Raw genomic sequence first — 21,833 nt, 5'->3', positions numbered from 1 at the left:
CGCCAGTCTCAGGGTTGCGGTACTTCGCTGCCGCCGCGCGGCGAGTTTTTTTTCGAGGATTGCCGAACACGTCCTCAGGCGTAAATGCGAACTCCGCAACAGTCGCGCGTACCTTTTCAAGCGCTGCCGCCGCTTCCTGCCCTCGCGCCTCAGCGATCAGTTTCTCAAGCTGCTCTTTTTGAGCAAGTAGTTCTCTGTAGCGTGACATCGTCTTGAATTTCCATTGGGGATGATGGACCATTCTACCAGGCGAAAGTGTTTGTCAAACGTCCATCCGGGGTGACAGAAGCAAGGCGCAATCTTTGCTCCAGTCATTACCAGCAGTAGTTCAACTCCGACATTCGCTGTCTTGATCATCGATGAAAAGAATCTCTGTCCGCCGGTCAGGCGTTCACGGTCGCGGCGTCTTTGCGCTGCGGCCACTATGCGCCGGCGAGCTTATCCTCGAGTACACCGGTACCGTGATGAGCTGGAAGCGCGCGATAAGTCTCCATCGGCGGTTCGGGGAGGAGGGTCATACGTTCCTCTTTGGCCTTTCCAACGGCTGCGTCATCGACGGTTCTCTTGGCGGCAACAGCGCGCGCTGGCTGAACCACGCCTGTGTCGCCAACTGCGAGGCCGTCGAGGATGATGGAAGGGTCTACATTCAGGCTGTATCCAATATTCAGCCGGGCGAGGAGCTGTTCATCGACTACGGTCTGACGACAGACGGTAGCCCCTCAGTTGCAATACGGGCGCAGTATGCCTGCCGCTGCGGTCACCGTCGATGCCGGGGAACGATGCTGGCAGGTGCGTAGGCAACATAAGGCAACACCTCCGGATCGGGTTGAGAAGCGCTGGTAACGCTATGGAATCCGCTTGCGGGATTGCGACCTCTGGGGCGCACGTGATCTGCATCAGAGCCGACGTCGACTATAAGCGTTGCCTCGCCACCATCTGTTCATAGGTGCGCGGAGTCGGCAATCCGATTCCATCAGATCAAGTGGCAATCAGGACGATGGGAACAAAGGCTGCATGTCGGCGAGCGGGCCCAGGAGTAAGCGCGCATTAGATGGCGACGTGAGGAGGGTTTGCGTCTGGGACTGCCCTTGAACTATCCCGCTGACGCGGCAGCCGCGGTCGGCTCGTCGTAGCGCGGTCGCGCGTTCTTCGATGCTCGCTGCCGCTAGCGGCGTTCGACTCGCTGCCGCTAGCGGCGTTCGATAGTCATCAAAGAACGCGAAGATTGCGGATCTTGGCGATCTGCGATGAGCGCTTCAGAATCATGTCTGTGATGTATTCGGGCAGCAGCGCGCGCGGGATGTTCGCCGGTACGTCATCCACGAGCTGCGACGGCACGTGGACGACGAAGTCGTCCGGTGCGCTCCGTAGGCTGTGCTCGTAGGCGACGCGGTATTGCATGGCGAATCCGGGAAGCGGTGGGAAGTCGATTCTAGCAGCCCACACTGCGGCCGCGTGAACGCCGGTGCTGTTCGAGCACCTCGTTCTGTCCGTCTTGTCGTTGTTCAGAATCAGAAAGCCGTGCGCCCCGAAAGGCGGTGAAGGTCAGCCGTTCGGGTACGAGCGAGGGATTCGGCGGCACTAACGCAGTGCAGCGAGCAGCAGGATACGCAAAGCGAAGCGATTACGACGAATGCTCGGCAGCAACGGCGCTTACAACGCCGCCGTCGGTCGTGCTTTTGTCGTCGGTTGCCGCCAGTCGATGCCTTCCAGCAGCATTGATAGTTCACGGCGAATACGGGCATCGGGTGGCGCCGCTTGTCATGGCGGCACTATCCATTGTTGCCGGCTGGATTGCCTGGCAAAAGCGGCTCGCCGTCGGTTCCATTGCAGGGGCCTAAACCTGGGCGCCAGCTCTGATTCCAGGCGGCGCTATTATGGCGATCATCCCCGGCGCCTTTACGCCGATCCTTGACACCGCAGCAGCGCCGTAAGCTCGTGGATGTCAACCGGTTTTGTAAGATGCCGGTCAAAGCCTGCGTCCATTGCTGCCTGCCTGTCGCGCTCCTGGCCCCACCCGGACACTGCTACGAGCAGCAACTTTGTACCCCACGGCTGCTGCCGGATACGCCGGGCAACCTCGTAGCCATCGATGTCTGGCAGTCCAATGTCGAGCAGAACGGCCTGCGCATCGCAATGTCTCACCAGCTCCAGCCCGGCGAGGCCACTGCCCGCGATATGCACGTCATGGCCTTCCAGCTCCAGCAGCATGGCGAGGCTCTCCGCGGCGTCCCGGTTGTCGTCCACCACCACGATACGGCAAGGCGTCTTCTGCGACTGTCCCTCGGGAGCTGGGGGTAATGGCTCGCGCCTTGTACGGTCATTGGCCAGCGGCACTCGAACGACGAATTCGCTGCCCTTTCCAGGACCTTCGCTGCGCGCTTCGATGGTGCCGCCGTGCAGGGCAACCAGGCCGCGCACGAGTGCCAGCCCGATACCCAGGCCACCCTGGGAGCGCTCAGCCGAGCCTGGGACTTGCGCAAACATGTCGAACACTGCGCGAAGTTCCTCCGCTGCGATACCAACACCGGAATCGCAAACGGAGATTACAGCGCAGTCACTATCAGTAGCCACGCACAGGGAAATGCACCCGCCTTGCGGCGTGTATTTGGACGCGTTATGCAGCAGATTGAAGAGGACCTGCGTAAGCCTGACCGGATCTGCGTCGAGCTCAACCGGCTCAGGACACACCGAAACCGTCAGACTTTGTGCCGCCGAGTCGATGGAAGACTGCACCATTTCCACCGCGTCGCGCACCACGCTTGCCAGCTCCGTGGGTTGCCTGCGCAGTTGCAGCTTTCCTTGAGCGATGCGCGACACGTCGAGCAGATCGCTCACGAGCCGGGTCACATAATCCACCTGGCGCCCGAGCATGCCGTGCATCCGGTCCATTTCGGTGTCGCCCGATGACTGGCGACGCAGGATTGCCAGCACATTGTGCATGGACGAAAGGGGATTACGCAGTTCATGTCCCAGCGTAGCGAGGAACTCATCCTTGCGACGATCAGCCTGCGCGAGCTCATCACGGCTGCGTGCGAGGGCCTGCTGTGCCTTCTGCTGCTCCGCAAGCGCGGATTCGGCGCGCTTGCGGGCCAGCAGCAGTTCCTGCTCATATTTCTGGCGGTCATGGACCACGACGACCGCCAGTTGATGATAGACGCGCATTCCACGCTGGCGCGCAACCGCGTTAAACAGCATTGGCACACGGTGACCCTCACGATGCAGTACGTCGAACTTCACCTCCGCCGCAGACCCCTGCATCTGCATCAGCGGGAGCCAGTGGGTGTGGTGGAACAGGCGTCCCCCCACGGTGAAAAGATCCTGGATACGGCGCTCATGGACCAGATCGGCTGCGCGGTAGCCTGTCCATGCGCAGAACGTCGCGTTGACCAGCCGGATGGTGCCGTCGGGTTCAGTGACCAGCAGTCCGCAAGGTGCGTATTCGGGCAGCTCAGGCCACGACGTCAGATCGTCGGGAGGGCCGGTCATGGTCAGCCCTCCAGCTGCTTCAGGAATTCTTCCATTGCGTCGATACTGGCGGCCGGCGCGCTCAGATGCGGGCAGTGGCCGACGTTTTCGATGATTCGCAGCGTGCTGTTACGCATGACCCGGTGCATATAGTCTCCGACCGGGCGTGGGGCAATCAGGTCGTCGCTGCACTGAAGCAGCAGGACGGGACTGTCGATACGACGCAGATCGTTGCGATGATCCGAAAGGAAAGTAACGCGCGCAAAGTGCGAGGCAATCTCGGGATCGGTGCGGCAGAAACTGTTCGTCAACTCTTCGCCAAGTTCGGGCTGGTCTGGTGCGCCCATGATTGCCGGCGCCATCGTGCTGGACCATCCAAGGTAGTTGCCGTCCATCGTCTCGAGTAGGCCCTCGATATCTTCGCGGCTGAAGCCGCCGATGTAGTCGCCGTCATTGATGTACGACGGCGAAGGCCCAATCATGATCTGGGCGGCGAACCGGTCGGGCGCCTCTATTTCGGCCAGCAGCCCGATTATCGCGCTGACCGAATGGCCGACGAAGATCACGGGCCCTTCCGCTACGTCCGCGACAATCTCAAGGACATCGGCTGCGTACCCGTGCAGGCTACTGTACCTGTCGCGGTCATACGCGCTCAGGTCCGACTGGCCGCAGCCAACGAGGTCGAACAGCACAATCCTGAAACGGTCGCTGAAAGTGGGGACGAGGCGCCGCCACATGTTCTGGTCACAGCCAAAGCCGTGTGCGAACACCAGGGTTCTAGCGCCCTCACCAATGACATTCACGTTATTGCGTTGATGGATGTTCACTTAGGGCTCCGCGCCAGAACAGGAATCGCACGAGTGTCAGACAAACGAGCCTGACGAATCGTATCTTTTACAGCAACGTCTCCGGCGCTTTCCCGGGCGACATGATCCGCGATGAACAGGAGGCGTGGGTAGGCACTGCTCCCGAGCCCGACCGACCCGCGGCCGGCTCACCTGCAGTCAGGCGAGGGTGGACTCGCGAGAGAAGTGGACATGGGCGACGCATTTAGCGAAGGCGAACGCCGGGCGGCACGTCCGTTGCTCGAAAACCGTAGGTCCGCTCAGACCGGTCAATTGTAACGTCGTATGCACACGGAGGTAATCATGGCCACCACACCATCGCTGGGCACCGCTCACGTTCACCGCACACCTGTGGACTGGATCGCCGGGGCGCTCGTCATCATCGGCGCCCTCAACTGGGGACTCATCGGCCTCGTCCAGTTAGACGTAGTGGCCGCCATCTTCGGCAGCGGAACTGTCCCCGCGCGCATAATCTACGTCCTTGTCGGCATCTCGGGTATCTACTGCCTGGTTCGAGCCTTCATGCCGCCGAAGAGCGGCCGCGTTGCCAGCACGTAGGTGTCAGATGCAGTTTACAACGCGCACATGGCGCGGTTCACTTTTAACGTGACTGGCCAAGCACGTTGGGCACGTCGATACCGACGCCTGTTACCAGGGTCGCCAGGTAACCGGCCTGCTGCAGTTCTGCGCTGTCGTCCGTCCATCGCTCCGGGAGCAGGAGGGAGCCCGCGGCGAATGCTCGCTCACCCGTGAAGAGGGCTGTCTTTCCCGAAGCGAAGGTTTGACCGGGATTTTTTCAGTTAGCCCGCGCAGGCGTGCGCCAGACGCAGACACCCGCGGCGCTATTGGCCGGACGCGGCGAGTGCCGAGGAGACGGCGCGTTCCAGGTCGGCAATTCCAAATGGCTTTGCTAGCACGAAAGAAGCATCGAATTCCTCCGGCACGCCGCTGCGCCCGTATCCAGTACTGAAGACGAACGGAATCTGACGCTCCCGCAGAATGTGCGCGACAGGAAATACCGGTCGTCCATGCAGGTTGATGTCCAGCACCGCGAAGTCGAATATCTCCTTGCTGGCAAAGTCGCAAGCCTGGTCGACGTGTGCCAACGAAGCTGCGATCTCGCACCCGAACGATTCGAGCATGTCCTCGATCAGCAAAGCCACGCTGCCCTCGTCCTCTACTACCAACGCTTTCAAGCCGACCAGCTCGGTCATGGGTTCCCCGCTACTCTATTGTTAAAGGAATGGTGAGGCGGCAGCGCAGGCCCTCGTCCTGAAAGGACAGTTCAACGTGGCCGCCCAGATCCCGCGCGATGCATCGTTCGATGAGGCGTGTCCCGAAGCCGCGATGCTCGGGCTGCGTGACAGGGGGCCCGCCGCGTTCAAGCCAGCATAAATCGAGCGTACTGCCGCGTTCTTCTGTACGCAGATCCCAACGGATGGCCAGCGATCCTTCGGCGGCGCCCAGGGAGCCGTATTTCGCGGCGTTGGTCAGCAGCTCGTTGATGCACATCGTCAGATTCAGCGCGACGCGCGGAGCAACGGTAATGGGAGGCCCTTCGATGACCGTGCGCTCCTGCATGGAACCCGTGAGCGGGGTCGTGATCTCGCGTACGAGCGCTTCGAGCGGCGCGTCCTGCCAATGCCGCTTCGCAAGCAGCTCATGGGCCCGTCCCAGCGACAGAAGCCTCGATTCAAATGCGCCCACGAACTCGTCGACGTTTCTGGCATGCCTTGCCGTCTGTGTTGCCAACGACTGAACCGTAGCCAACGTGTTCTTGACACGGTGGTTCAGCTCGTCGATTAACGTTTTCTGCCGGTTTTCCGCCTCCTTAAGCTCGGTGATGTCCACGAGCATGTTGATGGCGCCCACCAGTTTTCCGTCGGCATCATGCAGGGGCGTGGGGTGCGGCAGGAAAGGCACGCGCGTCCCGTCGGGGCGCTCCGCCACGGCTTCCAGGCCGCGCACGGGCCGATCTTCGCGCAGTGCTACAGCCATAGGACATTGGTCGTGGGGCAGTGGCCGTCCGTCGGGCCAGAAGAGCCGCCAGGTCACGCACCAATGGTCACCCGCCACGGGCGTACGCCCAGCCATCTGCACGGCAGCCTTGTTGTAAAACGTAATACGGCCATGCGCGTCAGTGGTATAGACGGCCGCAGGTAGTGCCTCCAGCAGTTCGCGCATGTGTTGCTCCCGTTCGCGCAGCCGGTCCTCAAGGCGCTGTGTTGCCGTGACGTCCTGGATCACGCGCACGCCATAGCGGAACCGGCCCTGCGCGTCGCGCACTGACGAGCTGAAAACATCCAGGTAAGCGATGGTTCCGTCGGACCGCTGGGCTCGCTTGCGCATCGAATAGTGTGCCAGGTCGCCGCTTACCTGACGCGCGTACATTGCGGCGTCCCTTCCCCGGTCTTCCTCGTGCGTGTAATCGGTAAAGCGCATACTGAGCAGTTCATTTCGAGTGCGCCCCAGTATCCGGCAATGAGCATTGTTCACGCGCAGCAGACGGCCATCCGCATCGGTTTCGGCGATAGCGACGGTCGCCGCCTCATAGGTTGCGGCGAGACGCTCTTCGCTCTCGCGCCGCGCGGCTTCGGCGTCATGCAGCATCGTCACGTCGGTCGTAAAGCAGCGCGTGTTCAGCAGTTTTCCGTCGACGAAGCGTCCGTTGGACGTCACAAGCACGTGCCGGATGGACCCGTCCTTCGCGCGCAGACGCGCCGGAAACCGGACAAGCGGCTCTTTCGTCGCCAGCCGTTGCAGAATCTCGGTGATAACACATTCGTCAGCGTGGAACTCCGAGATATGCCGGCCGACGTATTCTCCTTTCGTGTAGCCAAGCAGATCGAGTTCGGCCCTGTTCGCCCTAACGATGATTCCTTCGCGATCGACGATATGCAAAGCAACTGCGCCGTTTTCAAAGAAATCCTCGAGGTCCTCGGTGTTCCGGCGGAATTCGTCTTCCAGGTGTTTGCGGGCCGTGATGTCCTGAAAGCAGTTGATGGCTCCTTCGATACTGCCGTGTGCGTCTCTCAAAGGCCGGATGTTGACGAGTGCAACAATTCTTGAGCCGTCAGGCCTTTCCATCACAACCTCGGCATTTTGCGTCACCGTGCCGTGGAAGATCGCGTCGGCCATCGGGCATTGCTCGTGAGGAACAGGCGTACCGTCTGGCAAAAAAAGCCGGTGCGACCCGCAAAAGCGCTCCTCACCCATCGTCGGCGTTCGCCCCCAAAGCTCGGCCGCCTGTGCATTGCACCGAAGAAGCCAGCCATCGCGGTCGCAAAGATACACCGCGCCGGGTATCGCGTCGAGCGCACCTGGCGTCGCGGCCAGAAGCGCCTGCAGTTCCGTCATCGTTTGTACGGTGTCCGGGATTCGTTCAACATTCGACATGGTCCAACCGGGATGAAGACTGGCACGGGTAGCCCCGGCAGCGATATGATAAGAAAGAGCCCCGCTGCGCCACAAATACCACAGCACCTGTGACTGGTCGTCCTTGCAGCCAAAAATCGCGATTATTACAGAGCATACACCCGGTGCGCCGCAGCCTGGAGTTCAGCGCCGGAGCCGCCAATTCGGCTGCCGTCGTAGAATCGGCGATGTGCAGTGACGATGTACCGAAAATGGACGAATTCTTTGTTTCACAGTCAAGCGCCGTATCGCGCATAGTGTCTGCCAGACAGGCCCTGCTCAAAGACGCCAGCGGCGGCCCGAGTCCGGACAGATCAGGCGATAACGAAATCAGGCTCGCAGAGCTTGAGCGACTGCTACTCGATGTTCGCGCCGGACGCATCCCAGACTTCTGGATGCCCGCCGCAACGGGTCGGGTGCGGCTTTTCGTGACGATGGACTGACCGCAGTATTGACATCCGTTAGCCGTCCTTCAACGCCTGTGGCGCGGCCCGCGTGTTTGCGGAATGGCCCGGACCGGTGCGGCAACACTCAACCGCCCGTACCGTGTGGGATGAGGGTGGGGTGCACCGCCGCGTCACCGGGGCCGGTTGGACGGCTATGCACAAAAGTGCTGGTTACCCTGCTCACGCTCATTGCAGCGACAGTCTCCTGGTCGTCCGACCGCACCTTGATAGTGCCGCCGTGCTCTGTGACAATCTCCCGGGCAATGTACAGGCCGAGACCCAGGCTGCCGAGCGGTCGGGCTTCGGCATCTGCGCCGCGCTGAGCAGGTTAAAGGTCCTTTGCTGCAGCGCGGGCTCAATCGGCGTGCCGGTATTCCTCACTTTGAACGTGATCTCCGTCTCCGCGTCTGTCATCACCACCTGCACCGGCCTCCCACGCGCGCCAGCCTGATCGCATTATCGACGCGATTGCCCAGCACCTGCTGCAGGTGTCGGCCGTGACCAGACGCCCAGCAGGGCGGCTAGTGCCGTCCGCACGATCTGGCAGTCGGGATGAACTGCTCGCAACTGGTCAGTCAGCCAATTTCAACGGACCTGCTCTCGTTGCTCGAGCCGCTCATTGACAAGGGCGACGCCACGCGCAATAGCGCCGGATGGCAGCAGGCGCTTTCCCGCGTTCATGGAATGATCTTGCTGAACGCGTCGAAGTGAAGCGGCTCGTGCATGCCGGGCGGAACTTGCGCAGGTGCTTCTTTGTTTCTGTCCATGCTGGCGCATTGACTTAAGCACACGGTTGGGCGCGGACGTTGAGTGTCCGCTCTCTGAAAATGCGACCAGCGCTTGTGCGTCGGGTCGCGTCAGCCGTCTTTCAACTCATCGCCCAAAAGCGGGCGGTGGAAATCGGCTTCCCGGAAGCGGCCGGTCGTCAGCGCGTACTCCCGACTCTATTCGGTCACTCGACCCTGAAATGTGCAAAGCCCACTATCGAGTGAAAATACAACGGTCGCAGGAGCAGCTATACACGGGTGAGAGGCAACGGTAGAGACTGGTCACGGTGCCACCGCGGCGAAAATTGTCGTCCGCGGGAAGTTCGTGTCGTTCGCGGTCGCAACCCAGTGGAAAACATCAAGTCAACGCGCGGTCACGTCGAAAGCGACTATTTTGTATCCGGAATCGGCGTACTTATTCGCTGCTTCTTCCGCTTCTTCGCGGGAAAGAAAGCGCTTCGCTTCTTTCATCTCGGGCGCCAGGCCAATGTCGCCATCCTCCGCGCTGCAAAGGAATTTTTCGCCGGTTTTCACAACGTAAGCGCTCGTCATTTTGAACCTCCAAAAATTTGGCGAAACGTCATTTAGTCTAGCACTGCGCGGGAGGCGGCGAGTGTTGTCTTGGCGGTCGATCTGAATGTTGAGCGGCCGAAACCGACCCTCATTGGGCTCCCGGCACATCGAGGCATCACTTGCTCTTCACGAAGTGCAGCAGACGTTCATCAGGCGATGGTTTGCTGACCAGTCATCGGCCGTTGCCAAGGTCCAACGGATGTAGCCAGTGGGCAGCGTCAGGGCGCTTTCCTGTCGTTCCCACATGGATTGCCGCGAACGGCAGGCTCCATGCAGTGAACACGTGCTGCCATCGCCGGACGCCCGGTAATTTTTCAACCGAGTGTCACCGCTTGATCGCGGCGTCGGTCTTTCCGTCCTCAGACAAGCCGATGGGTCAGAACCGTTGATCGACGCGGGCCTCGATTGCTCGTGTGACACGTATCGATTGTATAAGGCGCGCCTCGCGATGCCCGAAAGTGACCTGTATCACGGCTGGCACTTCGGGTGGCTGTGCACCTTCAGGTGGCGGCATGATCGTTGCGCGGAAAAAAGCGGCCGATCTTCTCGTGAAGTGGATCGTCTTCCGCCCGTCGCCATTCCGGAGAAATCATGCGCCGCTCGTTTAACAGAGTTGCCTTACCCAGGAAGACCCTTGGAGCACTTGCAGCTGCAGCGACCGCCGCCGCTATCAGTGCCCTATGGGTCGAGCATCGCGCCCGCAAAGCCGAACGCGACGACCCGCCCGTCGGCCGCTTCGTCGAAGTGGATGGCGTAGCGGTCCATTACGTCGACAAGGGCACCGGGCCCGCCGTCGTGCTCCTGCATGGAAATGCCGTACTGCTGCAGGATTTCATCGCATGCGGGTTAATCGACCGGTTAGCTAAGCGGTACCGCGTGATTGCGTTCGACCGCCCCGGCTTTGGATACAGCGGCCGGCCACGCGACCGACTGTGGACTGCCACGGCTCAGGCAGCACTGATTCGACAGGCGCTCGTGCAAATCGGCGTTGACCAACCCGTGGTACTCGGACATTCCTGGGGCACGCTCGTCGCGCTGGGTATGGCGGCCGACGCTGCGGCAGACTTACGCGGTCTCGTGCTTATTTCCGGTTACTACTTTCCGACTGCACGCGCCGATGTAGCGCTCGCCGCGCCGGCAGCGCTTCCCGTCATGGGTGATGTCCTGCGTTACACGGTTACGCCCTTGACCGGCCGTGTGATGTTGAAGCGGACCGTCCAAGCGATGTTCTCCCCGTTGCCCACGCCAGCCGACTTTTTCAACATTGTCTCTCGGGAAATGATCCTCCGTCCCGTGCAGATCAAAGCGGAGGCTGAGGATGCCGCGTTCATGATTCCCGCCGCAGCACGGTTCAGCGCCGTTTATCTGGAGCTCAAGATGCCGATCAGCATCTTTGCGGGACAGGATGACAAGGTTATTGATCCCCAAGCGAATTCTGTGCGATTGCATCGCGAAATCGCGCATAGCACCCTCTTTATTGCGCGTCGAGCGGGCCACATGGTGCATTACGCAGTTCCCGCTCGAATTGTCGAGGCGATCGACCTCATGAGCGCTGGTCAACAGTCCGTGGAACCAGGCGATAGGCAAGCTGCCAGTGACGAGACGTCGGCGGCTGAGAGGTCGCCGGTCACGCCCGCGGAAGCATAACCCAGGGAAGCTTGCAGGAACGACAGGCAGCGACGACAGCGAACGGCGACAACTGGCCGAACGCGATGGCATGCTGAATGGATCTCCAATCTTCCAACCGGATTTCCTCAGGCACAGGCAGTGCGCAGGCAGGGAGATCCAAGTGGATCGGATGGTCCGCTACCACCACCCGAGGGCATATGCCTAAATCGACATCTAATGAGAATCATCGTTCTGAAGACGGCCTGCCAGAACAGTCCGGCGCTGCAGCCGAACCCATGTCGGATGAGAGCGCGCAACGCGCACTGGATGGGGGCGATCACGAGAAGATTGACCGCGCCCTAGACGAGCTTCACGTCTCCACCACGGAATCAGGTAAAGACCAATCGGCGAAGCCGGACACCGAAGGGTCGAATTCCTCCAGCAAGAATCTTGACGAACAGGGCGAGTAGCTATCGGCTTTGGCCGGTTCAGACAGCCGGCGAGCGCGGCAGGCACACGATGAAGCGGGTGCCGCTTGCCGACCAGGCAACGCCGATTGTTCCCTGATGCGCGCGATGAAGTCGCGTTAGTAAAGAGCCCCCCGTTGCCGGAGAAACTACATCGCTGGGCGAGCAGGCCCGGTCGCGCCTTGTAACAGCAGATGTAAAGACGGACGATCCAGAACACTAAGTGTCGCTACCATGTGGTTCACCTGGCGCAACGACCCGCTCGTGCATCGCCTTGCAATGCCAAACGAGGTTTGGCCGCGACAGCACGTAGCGCTTCAACGGCGTATCAATGTCATAGTAGTAGATGTTTGCAACGCAGCCGTAGATCGCGGCATCGACGGTGGCCGGCTCGGGGCCGAAGACAAAGCCGCTGTCGCCGAGCAGATCGGCCACGACGCGCAGATCGCCGATGCCGCGCTCATACACCTGATCCGGCTCGTAGCGGCCGATGCCCTGATAGTGATACCGCAGGCGGTTGTACTCGCTCGCGGCCTCGAGCGCACTCGCGGTGACTTTTGGGTGCGCCGCCATGAAAGCGTTGAAAAACGCCGGGCGGAAGCGCTCGTCGCGCCAGCGCGAAAAGCTCATCGGCCAGTAGAGGTCGTCGAGCGTGCGCCGCACGAGGAAGTCGAGATTCTCTTGCCCCGTGGAAAGCGCGCTGTCGATGCGTAGATCGTACTTGCGCTTCAGGTAGGCAATGATTGCATCACTATCACCGATTGATTCTTCGCCGTCGATCAGATACGGCAACTGCCCGTGCGGCGCCTCTTTCGTATCGAGAATGTGCCTGTGCTCGAAGTCGAGGCCGCACAAGCGCATGAATGCGTAGACCTTCAGGCCAAACGGATTGTTGTCGGCGACGCCGAACAGGTCCGGGTAGGAATACAGGGTGGGCATGGGGCTCTCCCGAATGGAGACAGGGTGCGGCCGGCGTCGAGGGTGTTCGCGGCCCGGCGCAATGTGTGATTGTGACACCTGGATGGCCGCTTCGACTGTGGACCAGCGAACGCAGCCGGTCTGAATGAATGTAATGACCGCCGCCAGCATGGCCGAAGACGGGATCAAAGAAGATGCGATAAAACATCACGGCATGGCTAGAGATGAAACCACAAATGTCGAGGCGAAGCAGCCGTGTCGATACGAAGTGAGCCACGGGCCGAGCAACATTGTCCGTTGGCTAGTAAAGAGCGGCCTTACATGGGGCGGTTTTGGCGAGCTGCCGGGCGTCGGCTTCTGGCCGCCTTGAGGCAATACCACTGCCAATTTGCTCGCCGGAAACCGGCCATTGCGCGGGGAGGACGAGACCTTGGGTACTCAAATTGGATGGCGACCTCGACCGACCGCTTGTGGCCCGTTTGAGGAAACTGGTCCTCATCGACGCTGAGGACTTGTTTTGGTCCGGAGGCTTACTTCGGCCGTGCAAAATTGCTCGGACTTCGGTTTTCCAGTCGAGCAGCAATTCGGCGACGCGGTTGGAATGTTCTGGATTCGCATCCAGACCCATTCGCAGGCTCGCGATGTTGTCAAGGTATGCCGCGATTGTCGACACATTCGCTCCCTCACCCTGCAGCATTGAGAAAACGATGGGCAGGTACCCGTAATATTCGTCGCGTGCTGCCGGGCTGTTTGCGACGCCAAGCGGGTCCCAAACATAGAACAGAACTTCATCCACTCGCCGGTACAATTCCAGCTCTTCATCGGCCAATTTGTGTCCCATTACTTCTCCCTTATTCGCCACTCGCTATCCGGAGACGGACACGGAAATTGTCCACGATCTAGGCGGTGGCGTCGAATGACCGGACGTGCCCCAACCCGAAAGCTCAGCCAGCTCCCCACCCATCACCCGGACCTCCAGGCGACCATCCCTTTTGCCCCGAAGCGGTCACCACATCAACTCATTTGTCGATAACAGGTTTGCGGTCCAAAGCGGCCGTCGTTCTGACCACCGACGACCGCGAACCGCCTTCCATCCGCTTTCCACCGCCTAACGCCGTCTCGAGCTTGTTTCGATCGAGCCCGCCTTCCCACGCCGACACCACGATCGCCGCCACCCCATTGCCGACGATATTGGTCAAAGCCCGGCATTCGGACATGAAGCGGTCGATGCCGAAGATCAGCACCATTGCGCTCACGGGAACCGTCGGCACGACGGACAGGCTCGCGGCGAGCGTGATGAAACCCGCGCCCGTTACGCCGGTCGATCCCTTCGAGGTCAACATGGTGACGAGCAGCAAGGTGATTTTTTGCGCGAAGGACAAGTGCGTGTTGGTCGCCTGCGCGAGGAACAGCACGGCGAGCGTCATGTAGATGTTGGTGCCGTCGAGGTTGAACGAGTAACCGGTCGGCACGACGAGCCCGACGACGCCCCGCGGGCAACCCAGCCGTTCGAGCTTGTCCATCAGTTGCAGCAGGGCCGCTCGGACGTCGAGGTGCCGAGCACGATCAGCAATTCGTCGCGAATGTAGGCGAGAAAGCGCCACAGACTAAAGCCGCACAGGCGCGCGACGAGGCCGAGCCCGACCGCCACGAACAGAAATGCGGTGAGATAGAACGCGCCGATGAGCTTGAGCATCGGCACCAGCGACAGGATGCCGTATCGGCCGATCGTAAAGGCCATCGCGCCGAAGGCGCCGATCGGCGCAAGACTCGTAACCATCCGCACAATGCGGAAGAACGCTTTCGAAAGTGTCTCGACCAGTTGGGTGACCGGCGCGGCGGGCGCCCCCATCAGCGCGAGCACGGTGCCGAACAGCATCGCGATCAGCAGCACGGGAAGGATATCGCCCTGAACCAGCGCGCCGACAAACGGATCCAGATAAAGAGATCCTTCGACGACGTGCCCTACGGAAGCGCGCCGTCGATCGTGATGCGTCGCAGTAACGCGCAGGGGCGGGGGGGTGCTCAGCCGGCGAAGCGCGGCTCAGGGAAGTCGTGACCCCGGGTGGCTTCGTCCGGTTCGGGCGCGCAACGCGCACGTCGCGTCTCGCGATGGCGCGGCGCTCGTCGACGCGACTCCGGGAATCTACCGATCACGCCGCTTTCAGCGGCGGTTCACCTCGTTCGCCGAGTCAAAGATGGGCCCCGAGAAACGCTCGATCCAGACCGCCAGGCGATCGGCCGCAAAACCTGCAGCACGTGTACTGGACCGGCAGACGATGGTGTCACCGTCACGCACGAACTGGAGAGCGCCACCGGCTTCGTCCAGCCACAAAAGGCAGGCAAGCCAGGAGGCATGCGTAGCCGATACACCCTCACCCACCGGCCGGGTCAGGAACTCGCTCAACGTGGCCGGCGAAGTCCAGATCAGCGCGTCGCCACGGCCTTGTACTACGTCGCCAAGAACATCAGCAAGGATAGGCACCGCATTAGCAGATCCGCGCCCCGCCGTCTGCGTACGCAACTCCATCAGGCGTGCGCCGACCGCATGCCCGAAGCTGCCGCTACATTCGCTCTCCGCCTGCACCACGTCAGCGTAGTCCATACGCTGCCAGTCCGGCTCCGCATTGCGCATACCAGCGAGTTGCGTACCCTCGAGGTAAGTCTCCACAGGCTCGAAACGGCCCGGGCCAATCAGGCTGGCGCACAGCGCGTGCACCATGCCGATGCGTGTCGCCACGGTCTGGGTCTGCATTACGCCCAGCTTTTCGCGCACGAGCTGGTCGCGTTCCTTGCGCAATCCGGACAACTCCAGTGCCTGCTTCATTTCCATGCGAAGTGCGCTAATGTCCCAAGGCTTCTTGATATAGCGGTGTATCTGCCCCTGGTTGACGGCCTCGACGGTCTGATCCAATTCCGAATACGCCGTGGTCAGAATCCGGACGATGTGCGGATAGCGCTCGCGCGCATAGCGCAGAAGTTCGTTGCCGTTATCGCCCGGCATGCGCTGATCGGACACGAGCACGGCCAGGCTGGCGGCGTGGGCGTCGAGCATAGCCTTGCCGTCTTCCACCGAGGCGCCCGTCACCACTGGCGCAATCGCGCCAATCGCGCGCTCGAAGTATTTGAGCGCGGTCGCTTCGTCATCAACGAACAGAATCGCCGGGGGCGGTGTCTGGGTGGTAATCAAGTCGGTCATCGGTAACTCCTTTGCATTCGATCCCTGAAAATTTTCGGACGTCAGCCTCACTGTCCTGCCGGCACCGGAGGACACCCATGCGATCCTGCAGTCACCGGAACGATTGCACGACGCGGTCGCCCAAAGCCTGCTCAGGCCGCCACCGCCCACCTTCCCGATAACCCGCTTTAACACAAGGCAGCATCAGGTCCGCCGCAATGCCGCAGCCGTTATGGCCGATGCCAGCACCTCGCGCACAACGGCCACGCCTAGCGGCTTCTCCAGGATCCGGAACACGCCCCCAGAAGTGACCGCTTCCAGCAGTGCGTGGTTTTCCGCGTAGGCCGTCACTAGTATCCGCACAATATGCGGATACTCCTCGGACACCTGGCGCATCAGGTCGTCGCCGTGCCGGTCAGGCATGCGGAAGTCGGTCACGAGGACCGCCACCCGTGCGCCTTCACGCCGCAGGATCGACATCGCGTCATCGGCTCCGCTCGCCAGCAGCACCTCATAGTCGCTGCCGGCCGCGCGCGCAAAGTACTTGCGGGCCAACTCCTCATCATCGACATAGACGACACTCGGCCGCGCTTGCTGTGTATCTTTCATCTCGACATCACTTGGCGCGCGGCAGGTCGAAATTGAACGCGGTCCACTCGCCCAACTGGCTTTCTGCGAACAGTGTGCCGCCATGCCGTTCCACCACCGCATAGCTAATGGACAGGCCGAGGCCGAGCCCCTGGCCGACTTCCCGGGTCGTAAAGAATGGCTCGAACACTCGCGCCAGATTGTCCGGCGCGATCCCCGGACCGTTATCGCGTACTTTCACGTGAAGCCGATCGTTCTGCCATTGGGCCGTGACGGCGATCTGCGGCGAAACGGTGCCCGCCTTGTGCATCGCCAGCGCGGCATTTGAAAACAGGTTGATAAGCACGCCGATGATCGCGGCTTCATCGCCCAGCACGAGCGTGTCGCCGGGCAGCTCGGACTTGACGCTCACGCCACGCAGCTCGTGTGCACTCAGGCGGACCGACGAATCCAGCGCTTTCTCGAACAGATAAGGCACGTCGTCTGCCGCTGCGCCGGGTTTGCGGTAGGCAAAGGTTTTCAGGTCCGACACGATATGCTGTATGCGATGCATGCCCTGCTTCACATCGGTCAGGCATTCCATGAGCGACGGGCTCCGTTTGGCCTGCGGTTCCTCGATGGCAAGTTCGATGGCCATCAGGCAGAAGTTCACTGGGTTGTTGACCTCGTGGAGCAGCCCCGCGGACAACGTACCGATCGCCGCCATCTTCTCCTGCTGGAGCAACTGTCCCTTGATCTGCGACAGGCTTTCATTCGTGCGAGCTAGCTGGTCGTTCTTCTGCGCCAACTCGTCCTTTAAACGGAAAAGCTGGAAACGGCCCTTCTCGTTGAAGTACGTGTAAATGGAACTGGCCACTGCGCAGAAGAAGATGAGGATCGACTGGAACAGAAACTTGCTCTGGTCGTGTATGCCGTCAGGATGGACGACGCAGGCAATGTAGTAAAGCCCGACCGTGGCGAGCCCGAACGCCAGCGTCTGCCAGTAGCCCGCAGGGAACAGGATTCCGACCGCGAAAATCGTCAGCGTCAGTCCGGCATAGAACAGCGACTGCTCGCCCTGCGTGACATAGATCATCCAGGAGATCATCGCCTGCGGCAGCAGCAGCCAGATGAAGGTGATGGTCTGCACATGGCGTTTGCCGGTTTTCGTGTAAAACGAGAGTAGCGCCAATCCGATGGCTACGCTCGTCAGCAGCCGGATGATGGCGAAGCGTTTTTGCTCTCCCGGATACACGACGTAGTCCAGCGCAACGCCCATCAGCACCAGCACGATTACGGTCAGGCCGCCGGCCTTGCTGCATAGCAGCCGGTAGTCGCGCAATTCTTCACGATAGTTCGAACGCAACCCCGCGATTGATGTTGTCATCTCAGGCGACTTGTTGCTGGCCGATGACCGTTTCGGCAAACACATTAACCCCGGTGGAGTCGGTGTACAGGCGCGGCTCGCCACAATTTTCCGGCATGACCGCGGCCATCTGGGCCTCGTTGCGATAGATCAGGTACCACTCCAGCACGTGCTCCATGCTCAAGCGCTCAGGATTGTCCGCGTGGACATTCGTGACCAGCAGGCGGCCGCCCCGTCGAATGCGGTTGGCGAAATGCTGGTTCAGCCGGGCGCAGACCTTGTCGGACAGGTAATCGAACAGCCCGGCGCAATAGACTGCGTCGAACTCGCGGATGTCCGATGCGTGTGCATCGATCCGGCGCTTCAGCAGATGGTGAACCGAGTCGTGCGTGTAGCTGATCGACATTGGCCGGGACAGTTTCTGCGCGATGGACGCAAGGCGCTCGCGCGTCCAGTCAAGCGTCTCCTGGCTGAAGTCGAGCAGTTCGAAGCTCAGCCACTCAGGTTCGTCGAATTCATGCATGAAGCGCTGAATCTCCTGAGCCGGGCCGCAGCCCACGTTCAGCACGCGAAACGGCCGGCCCTCAGCTCGCGCTTCATGGGCGAGCCGGGTTAGGTAGTCCACCAGGAGATCGACGCGATTCCGGTGCGCGCGCGCGACAGCCGTCTGCAGGAAAGCCGCGTTGACGATTTGGAAATACGTGCTCGGACCCTGGCGTGGATCGTCGAGCATCTGGTTGACCATCTGGTAGTCGCCAGCATAGCCCAGAGGCTTTGTGAAGGTGCGAAACACAAAGGGGGAGCGCAACAGCAGCGGATGCAGCGCGGCCTGCGCAAACGCACGGTGTGCCGGCGCCTGCTCTTCGTCGACCAACCGCGCCTCGCCTTCAAATTCGTCGAAGTAGAGCTTGGTCCGCTGCATGAGTGGCGTGGCCAGTTCGAGGAAGAAGTCCTCGCGCAGGGTATTGCCTTCTTTTGGCATGGTGTCAGCCAGGTCCGCCTGCTCGACCCAGCGCGACATGTCCGAAAGAAAAGCCCGGATCTGGTTAACTGCGATCTGATAGTCCCGGCGGATCTGAAAACGCCCGGCCCAGTCCTGCGCGAACCGTCGGGCTTCTTCGCCTACCGCGCGCGGTGCCAGGGCGCCGCTACTGAGTTCCCGCCACTCGGCGATCAGCGTGACCGACACAATGGCTGTCAGGCCGGTATTGACCATGCTGATGACGACCGCCTTGCCGGAATAGGCGTGTTCCAGGCCCATCTTCACCGACAGGTCGGTCAGCACCTCGCTGACCTGGACTATCGAGTACGGGTTATAGATCTCCATCACGAGCGAATTTCGCTGGAGATTAATGATGGTGCCCCGCACCTGCTCGCCCTGCGAGTTGCGGAAGCTCACTACCGGATCGATTTGCGTTTTTGAGTACACAGTGCTGCCGATAGGTGAATACCACGACAAGTCGGTTTGGGATCTGCCGCAAATCTGCTGCTGCACCCAGGCGAGTAAGTCGGGGCGCTCTAGCGTCGGTCGTTTCCGCGATAAAGGCAATGAGGCGCCGCAATGCGGGATCTCCACGATTGCAGCATTCTACTGATAAAAAACGCTGTGGTCTCACCTACTTCGGAGGCTCAACCATGTTATGCGACCTGAGCATTGAGCATCTAACTGCGAGCAGATGCTAACCTATCTCGCCGTTACCATGGCGTAACCCTTCCGGCATAAGACCGTGCGGCCGTCACGATGTCTGTCTTAACCAACGACAGGCATGTCGCGGCCGAAATGAGTTTGCATGTGCTGCCATACAACCTCAAGCGAGTCATCAGCGTTCTTGGGTTCGCAAAGACGATGCGCGCAATCAAGCTGGCAGGCGCGTGAACTCGCGCGCCGACGTTGTTCATCGAGCAAAGCTCGATCACGTCATCCGCGTGCGTCTCGGTCCAACGCAATCGTGCTCCCGGCAGGGCTTCACCAACCGGGCGTTATGCACGTTTTTACACGGCCTCGGCCACACCGAGACCGCCGTCATTCGTGGCGAGCTCTGGTCTTCTGCAGGCTCACCGCGGCGGCGGCGAGCGATCGGTCTTGCAACGCTCTAGCGGAAGCACCTCAGCCGAATAAAGCCGTAAGACTTTACCGGTGGCTCCGTCGGCGTCCATATCGATGCAGGCGCATCCGTAGCCAGGCCCGCCCGCATTCGTGTGCCGGTGGGCAGCAAATGAAAGCCTTGTCCTCCCGGTCAAATTGCTCGCCGCAATTCGCTAGAAAATTGAAAGCGCCGTATTTCTCCCAATGTTTCACAACAATGATTGCGGGCTCTCACCGGTTTCCAAACGAACCGTGCGCTATTCCACGGTAACCGATTTGGCGAGATTGCGAGGCTTATCGACATCGGTTCCCCGTGCCAATGCGGTGTGATATGCGAGTAACTGAAGTGGCACCACATGCAAGATGGGCGACAAGGCACCGTAATGCTCCGGCATCCGGACAACGTGAATGCCGGCTTCGCTATCGATCCGTGTGTCAGCGTCGGCGAACACATATAGCTCACCGCCCCTCGCCCTGACTTCCTGAAGATTTGACTTCAGCTTCTCGAGCAGTGCATCGTTGGGTGCAACTGTGACGACCGGCATTGCATCTGTCACTAGCGCCAACGGTCCGTGCTTAAGCTCGCCTGCCGGATACGCTTCTGCATGAATATACGAAATCTCTTTCAGCTTGAGCGCGCCCTCGAGTGCAATCGGATAGTGCGAGCCTCGCCCAAGGAACAATGCGCTGTGTTTCCCGGAGAACTTCTCGGACAAAGCGATAATCTGCGGCTCCAGCGCAAGAACCGCGTTCAACGCCGCCGGCAAATGACGCAGCTCGCGCAAGTAGTCGGCCCGTCGGGTTGCATCCAGTACCCCACGAACAGCCCCCAAAGTGACGGCGAGGATAAACAGCCCGACCAGTTGCGTGGTAAATGCCTTGGTCGAGGCGACGCCAATTTCGCGGCCCGCATGCGTATGAAACGACAGTGACGTCAACCGCACCATCGCACTCGTCGCGACGTTGCAGATCGACAGCGTGTGCTGATGCCCCTGCGCCTGCGCGTGCTTGAGCGCGGCGAGCGTATCGGCAGTTTCGCCGGACTGCGAGATCACAACCACCAGTGTCCTTGGATTTGACACGGAGTCGCGGTAGCGGTACTCGCTGGCAATTTCCACTTGCGTCGGAATCTTTGCGACGGATTCGAGCCAATACCTGGCCGTCAGCCCCGAGTAATAGCTCGTGCCGCAAGCCAGTATCAGCACACTGTCGATTTCCGCGAACACCGCGCCGGCCTCTTCGCCGAAAAGGGAAGCATCGAGCGTTTCGCCGTGTGGCACCGTATCGCCGATCGCCTGCGGCTGCTCGAAGATTTCCTTGTGCATGAAGTGCCGATACGGCCCAAGTTCGGCGCCGCCTCCGTACGCGGCCACGGTGCGTATCTCACGCTGCACGTCTGCGCCGTCGCGGCAGACGACCCGCACCCGCTCAAGTGTCAACTCGCACACGTCGCCCTCCTCCAGGAAAATGAAGCGCTCCGTTTCTCCGGCCAACGCGAGCGCGTCGGATGCAAGGAAATTCTCGCCCTCTCCGAGGCCGACGACCAGTGGCGAACCTTGCCGCGCACCCACCACTGAATTTGGATGGTCCTTGTGTTCAACCGCGATCGCATACGCGCCGTCCAGTTGCCCCACAGCTTCACGGACTGCCGCGAAGAGGTCGCCGCGATAGAGGCTATGCACGAGGTGCGCGACCACTTCCGTGTCGGTTTGCGAGACGAAAACATAGCCCTTATCACGCAGCATCTCGCGCAGTGACTCATAGTTTTCGATGATGCCGTTGTGCACCAGCGCTAACTCGTCCCTGGAAAAGATTGGATGCGCGTTGTCCGTCACCGGCGCGCCGTGCGTGGCCCACCGTGTATGCGCGATGCCGGTACGCCCCTCGACGTGTGTATCGCGGACCTGCGCATCGAGATCGGAGACGCGCGCCGTGCTACGCGCCCGGCGCAAACCCGCGGGAGTCAGCAGGGCGACGCCGCACGAATCGTAGCCCCGATATTCCAGGCGACGCAGTCCTTCCAAAAGAACGGGGACGATGTTACGTTGCGCAACCGCGCCGACTATGCCGCACATAATTTTGCTTTCCTGATAGATAGTGTGTCCGTAGAGGCCAGCGTGCCTTCGGGTT

20 protein-coding genes and 1 pseudogene are annotated in these 21,833 nt (G+C 60.7%); 6 read left to right on the top strand and 15 right to left on the bottom strand.

The window, feature by feature from the left end; translation table 11 throughout:
- The first annotated feature begins 359 nt into the window (after nucleotides 1-359).
- Nucleotides 360-797, top strand: coding sequence for an SET domain-containing protein (locus tag ABIE53_RS05320; RefSeq protein ID WP_192700577.1), 438 nt, complete (start codon nucleotides 360-362; stop codon nucleotides 795-797).
- A gap of 412 nt (nucleotides 798-1,209) precedes the next feature.
- Here the strand turns inward: ABIE53_RS05320 and ABIE53_RS05315 are convergent, their stop codons facing one another.
- The 3 genes from ABIE53_RS05315 to ABIE53_RS05305 form a co-directional block, all read right to left on the bottom strand.
- Nucleotides 1,210-1,401 carry a hypothetical protein gene (locus ABIE53_RS05315; protein WP_192700576.1) on the bottom strand — a complete coding sequence of 64 codons (192 nt, stop codon included), beginning with the start codon at nucleotides 1,399-1,401 and terminating at the stop codon, nucleotides 1,210-1,212.
- Between the two features lie 498 nt (nucleotides 1,402-1,899).
- Nucleotides 1,900-3,489: a hybrid sensor histidine kinase/response regulator gene (locus ABIE53_RS05310; protein WP_192700575.1), complete on the bottom strand. Its 1,590-nt coding sequence runs from the start codon at nucleotides 3,487-3,489 to the stop codon at nucleotides 1,900-1,902.
- A 2-nt stretch (nucleotides 3,490-3,491) separates the two neighbouring features.
- The gene (locus ABIE53_RS05305; RefSeq protein WP_192700574.1) at nucleotides 3,492-4,295 is read right to left on the bottom strand and encodes an alpha/beta fold hydrolase; all 804 of its coding nucleotides are present in this window, start codon (nucleotides 4,293-4,295) and stop codon (nucleotides 3,492-3,494) included.
- Nucleotides 4,296-4,616: 321 nt separating this feature from the next.
- On the opposite strand from ABIE53_RS05305, the gene ABIE53_RS05300 reads away from it, so the two are divergent.
- Complete coding sequence (locus tag ABIE53_RS05300; protein ID WP_192700573.1) at nucleotides 4,617-4,871, top strand: DUF378 domain-containing protein; 255 nt, start codon at nucleotides 4,617-4,619, stop codon at nucleotides 4,869-4,871.
- A gap of 284 nt (nucleotides 4,872-5,155) precedes the next feature.
- On the opposite strand, the gene ABIE53_RS05295 is transcribed toward ABIE53_RS05300, so the two are convergent.
- Both ABIE53_RS05295 and ABIE53_RS05290 read right to left on the bottom strand, forming a co-directional pair.
- Nucleotides 5,156-5,527, bottom strand: coding sequence for a response regulator (locus ABIE53_RS05295; protein WP_192700572.1), 372 nt, complete (start codon nucleotides 5,525-5,527; stop codon nucleotides 5,156-5,158).
- A 10-nt stretch (nucleotides 5,528-5,537) separates the two neighbouring features.
- Complete coding sequence (locus tag ABIE53_RS05290) at nucleotides 5,538-7,709, bottom strand: PAS domain-containing sensor histidine kinase (RefSeq protein WP_192700571.1); 2,172 nt, start codon at nucleotides 7,707-7,709, stop codon at nucleotides 5,538-5,540.
- A gap of 206 nt (nucleotides 7,710-7,915) precedes the next feature.
- Here ABIE53_RS05290 and ABIE53_RS05285 point away from each other — a divergent pair, with 206 nt between their 5' ends.
- The gene (locus tag ABIE53_RS05285; protein ID WP_376915761.1) at nucleotides 7,916-8,170 is read left to right on the top strand and encodes a hypothetical protein; all 255 of its coding nucleotides are present in this window, start codon (nucleotides 7,916-7,918) and stop codon (nucleotides 8,168-8,170) included.
- 555 nt (nucleotides 8,171-8,725) lie between these two features.
- On the top strand, nucleotides 8,726-8,884 hold the full coding sequence (locus ABIE53_RS05280) for a hypothetical protein (RefSeq protein WP_192700582.1): 159 nt from the start codon (nucleotides 8,726-8,728) through the stop codon (nucleotides 8,882-8,884).
- A gap of 419 nt (nucleotides 8,885-9,303) precedes the next feature.
- On the opposite strand, the gene ABIE53_RS05275 is transcribed toward ABIE53_RS05280, so the two are convergent.
- Nucleotides 9,304-9,492, bottom strand: a complete 189-nt coding sequence (locus ABIE53_RS05275) for a hypothetical protein (protein WP_192700570.1) — start codon at nucleotides 9,490-9,492, stop codon at nucleotides 9,304-9,306.
- 612 nt (nucleotides 9,493-10,104) lie between these two features.
- Here ABIE53_RS05275 and ABIE53_RS05270 point away from each other — a divergent pair.
- Both ABIE53_RS05270 and ABIE53_RS05265 read left to right on the top strand, forming a co-directional pair.
- On the top strand, nucleotides 10,105-11,160 hold the full coding sequence (locus tag ABIE53_RS05270; protein ID WP_192700569.1) for an alpha/beta fold hydrolase: 1,056 nt from the start codon (nucleotides 10,105-10,107) through the stop codon (nucleotides 11,158-11,160).
- A gap of 179 nt (nucleotides 11,161-11,339) precedes the next feature.
- The gene (locus ABIE53_RS05265) at nucleotides 11,340-11,591 is read left to right on the top strand and encodes a hypothetical protein (protein WP_192700581.1); all 252 of its coding nucleotides are present in this window, start codon (nucleotides 11,340-11,342) and stop codon (nucleotides 11,589-11,591) included.
- A gap of 216 nt (nucleotides 11,592-11,807) precedes the next feature.
- On the opposite strand, the gene ABIE53_RS05260 is transcribed toward ABIE53_RS05265, so the two are convergent.
- The 9 genes and pseudogenes from ABIE53_RS05260 to glmS form a co-directional block, all read right to left on the bottom strand.
- Entirely contained in the window at nucleotides 11,808-12,527 is a 720-nt protein-coding gene (locus tag ABIE53_RS05260) for a glutathione S-transferase C-terminal domain-containing protein (RefSeq protein WP_192700568.1), read from the bottom strand.
- Nucleotides 12,528-12,807: 280 nt separating this feature from the next.
- Complete coding sequence (locus tag ABIE53_RS05255; RefSeq protein WP_376914758.1) at nucleotides 12,808-13,347, bottom strand: hypothetical protein; 540 nt, start codon at nucleotides 13,345-13,347, stop codon at nucleotides 12,808-12,810.
- Between the two features lie 178 nt (nucleotides 13,348-13,525).
- Nucleotides 13,526-14,433: pseudogene (locus ABIE53_RS05250) on the bottom strand (cation:dicarboxylate symporter family transporter); the annotation flags it as partial.
- A 237-nt stretch (nucleotides 14,434-14,670) separates the two neighbouring features.
- The gene (locus ABIE53_RS05245) at nucleotides 14,671-15,705 is read right to left on the bottom strand and encodes a response regulator (protein ID WP_192700557.1); all 1,035 of its coding nucleotides are present in this window, start codon (nucleotides 15,703-15,705) and stop codon (nucleotides 14,671-14,673) included.
- Between the two features lie 183 nt (nucleotides 15,706-15,888).
- Nucleotides 15,889-16,293, bottom strand: coding sequence for a response regulator (locus ABIE53_RS05240; RefSeq protein WP_192700556.1), 405 nt, complete (start codon nucleotides 16,291-16,293; stop codon nucleotides 15,889-15,891).
- A 7-nt stretch (nucleotides 16,294-16,300) separates the two neighbouring features.
- The gene (locus ABIE53_RS05235) at nucleotides 16,301-17,638 is read right to left on the bottom strand and encodes a sensor histidine kinase (RefSeq protein WP_192700562.1); all 1,338 of its coding nucleotides are present in this window, start codon (nucleotides 17,636-17,638) and stop codon (nucleotides 16,301-16,303) included.
- A gap of 1 nt (nucleotide 17,639) precedes the next feature.
- Nucleotides 17,640-19,046, bottom strand: coding sequence for a class I SAM-dependent methyltransferase (locus ABIE53_RS05230; protein WP_192700561.1), 1,407 nt, complete (start codon nucleotides 19,044-19,046; stop codon nucleotides 17,640-17,642).
- A 626-nt stretch (nucleotides 19,047-19,672) separates the two neighbouring features.
- Entirely contained in the window at nucleotides 19,673-19,858 is a 186-nt protein-coding gene (locus ABIE53_RS05225; protein WP_376914755.1) for a DUF4087 domain-containing protein, read from the bottom strand.
- Between the two features lie 102 nt (nucleotides 19,859-19,960).
- Entirely contained in the window at nucleotides 19,961-21,778 is a 1,818-nt protein-coding gene (gene glmS, locus ABIE53_RS05220; RefSeq protein ID WP_192700554.1) for a glutamine--fructose-6-phosphate transaminase (isomerizing), read from the bottom strand.
- Nucleotides 21,779-21,833 lie beyond the last annotated feature (55 nt).

The sequence above is a fragment of the Paraburkholderia sp. OAS925 genome (assembly GCF_040543975.1).
Classification (GTDB): domain Bacteria; phylum Pseudomonadota; class Gammaproteobacteria; order Burkholderiales; family Burkholderiaceae; genus Paraburkholderia; species Paraburkholderia graminis.
This window is presented reverse-complemented; position numbering and strand designations above follow the sequence as displayed.

Coding starts and splice junctions, on each gene's coding strand:
- ABIE53_RS05320 (WP_192700577.1), top strand. CDS start 360: ATGAAAAGAATCTCTGTCCGCCGGTCAGGCGTTCACGGTCGCGGCGTC.
- ABIE53_RS05315 (WP_192700576.1), bottom strand. CDS start 1,401: ATGCAATACCGCGTCGCCTACGAGCACAGCCTACGGAGCGCACCGGAC.
- ABIE53_RS05310 (WP_192700575.1), bottom strand. CDS start 3,489: ATGACCGGCCCTCCCGACGATCTGACGTCGTGGCCTGAGCTGCCCGAA.
- ABIE53_RS05300 (WP_192700573.1), top strand. CDS start 4,617: ATGGCCACCACACCATCGCTGGGCACCGCTCACGTTCACCGCACACCT.
- ABIE53_RS05295 (WP_192700572.1), bottom strand. CDS start 5,527: ATGACCGAGCTGGTCGGCTTGAAAGCGTTGGTAGTAGAGGACGAGGGC.
- ABIE53_RS05290 (WP_192700571.1), bottom strand. CDS start 7,709: ATGTCGAATGTTGAACGAATCCCGGACACCGTACAAACGATGACGGAA.
- ABIE53_RS05285 (WP_376915761.1), top strand. CDS start 7,916: ATGTGCAGTGACGATGTACCGAAAATGGACGAATTCTTTGTTTCACAG.
- ABIE53_RS05280 (WP_192700582.1), top strand. CDS start 8,726: ATGAACTGCTCGCAACTGGTCAGTCAGCCAATTTCAACGGACCTGCTC.
- ABIE53_RS05275 (WP_192700570.1), bottom strand. CDS start 9,492: ATGACGAGCGCTTACGTTGTGAAAACCGGCGAAAAATTCCTTTGCAGC.
- ABIE53_RS05270 (WP_192700569.1), top strand. CDS start 10,105: ATGCGCCGCTCGTTTAACAGAGTTGCCTTACCCAGGAAGACCCTTGGA.
- ABIE53_RS05265 (WP_192700581.1), top strand. CDS start 11,340: ATGCCTAAATCGACATCTAATGAGAATCATCGTTCTGAAGACGGCCTG.
- ABIE53_RS05260 (WP_192700568.1), bottom strand. CDS start 12,527: ATGCCCACCCTGTATTCCTACCCGGACCTGTTCGGCGTCGCCGACAAC.
- ABIE53_RS05255 (WP_376914758.1), bottom strand. CDS start 13,347: ATGGGACACAAATTGGCCGATGAAGAGCTGGAATTGTACCGGCGAGTG.
- ABIE53_RS05245 (WP_192700557.1), bottom strand. CDS start 15,705: ATGACCGACTTGATTACCACCCAGACACCGCCCCCGGCGATTCTGTTC.
- ABIE53_RS05240 (WP_192700556.1), bottom strand. CDS start 16,293: ATGAAAGATACACAGCAAGCGCGGCCGAGTGTCGTCTATGTCGATGAT.
- ABIE53_RS05235 (WP_192700562.1), bottom strand. CDS start 17,638: ATGACAACATCAATCGCGGGGTTGCGTTCGAACTATCGTGAAGAATTG.
- glmS (WP_192700554.1), bottom strand. CDS start 21,778: ATGTGCGGCATAGTCGGCGCGGTTGCGCAACGTAACATCGTCCCCGTT.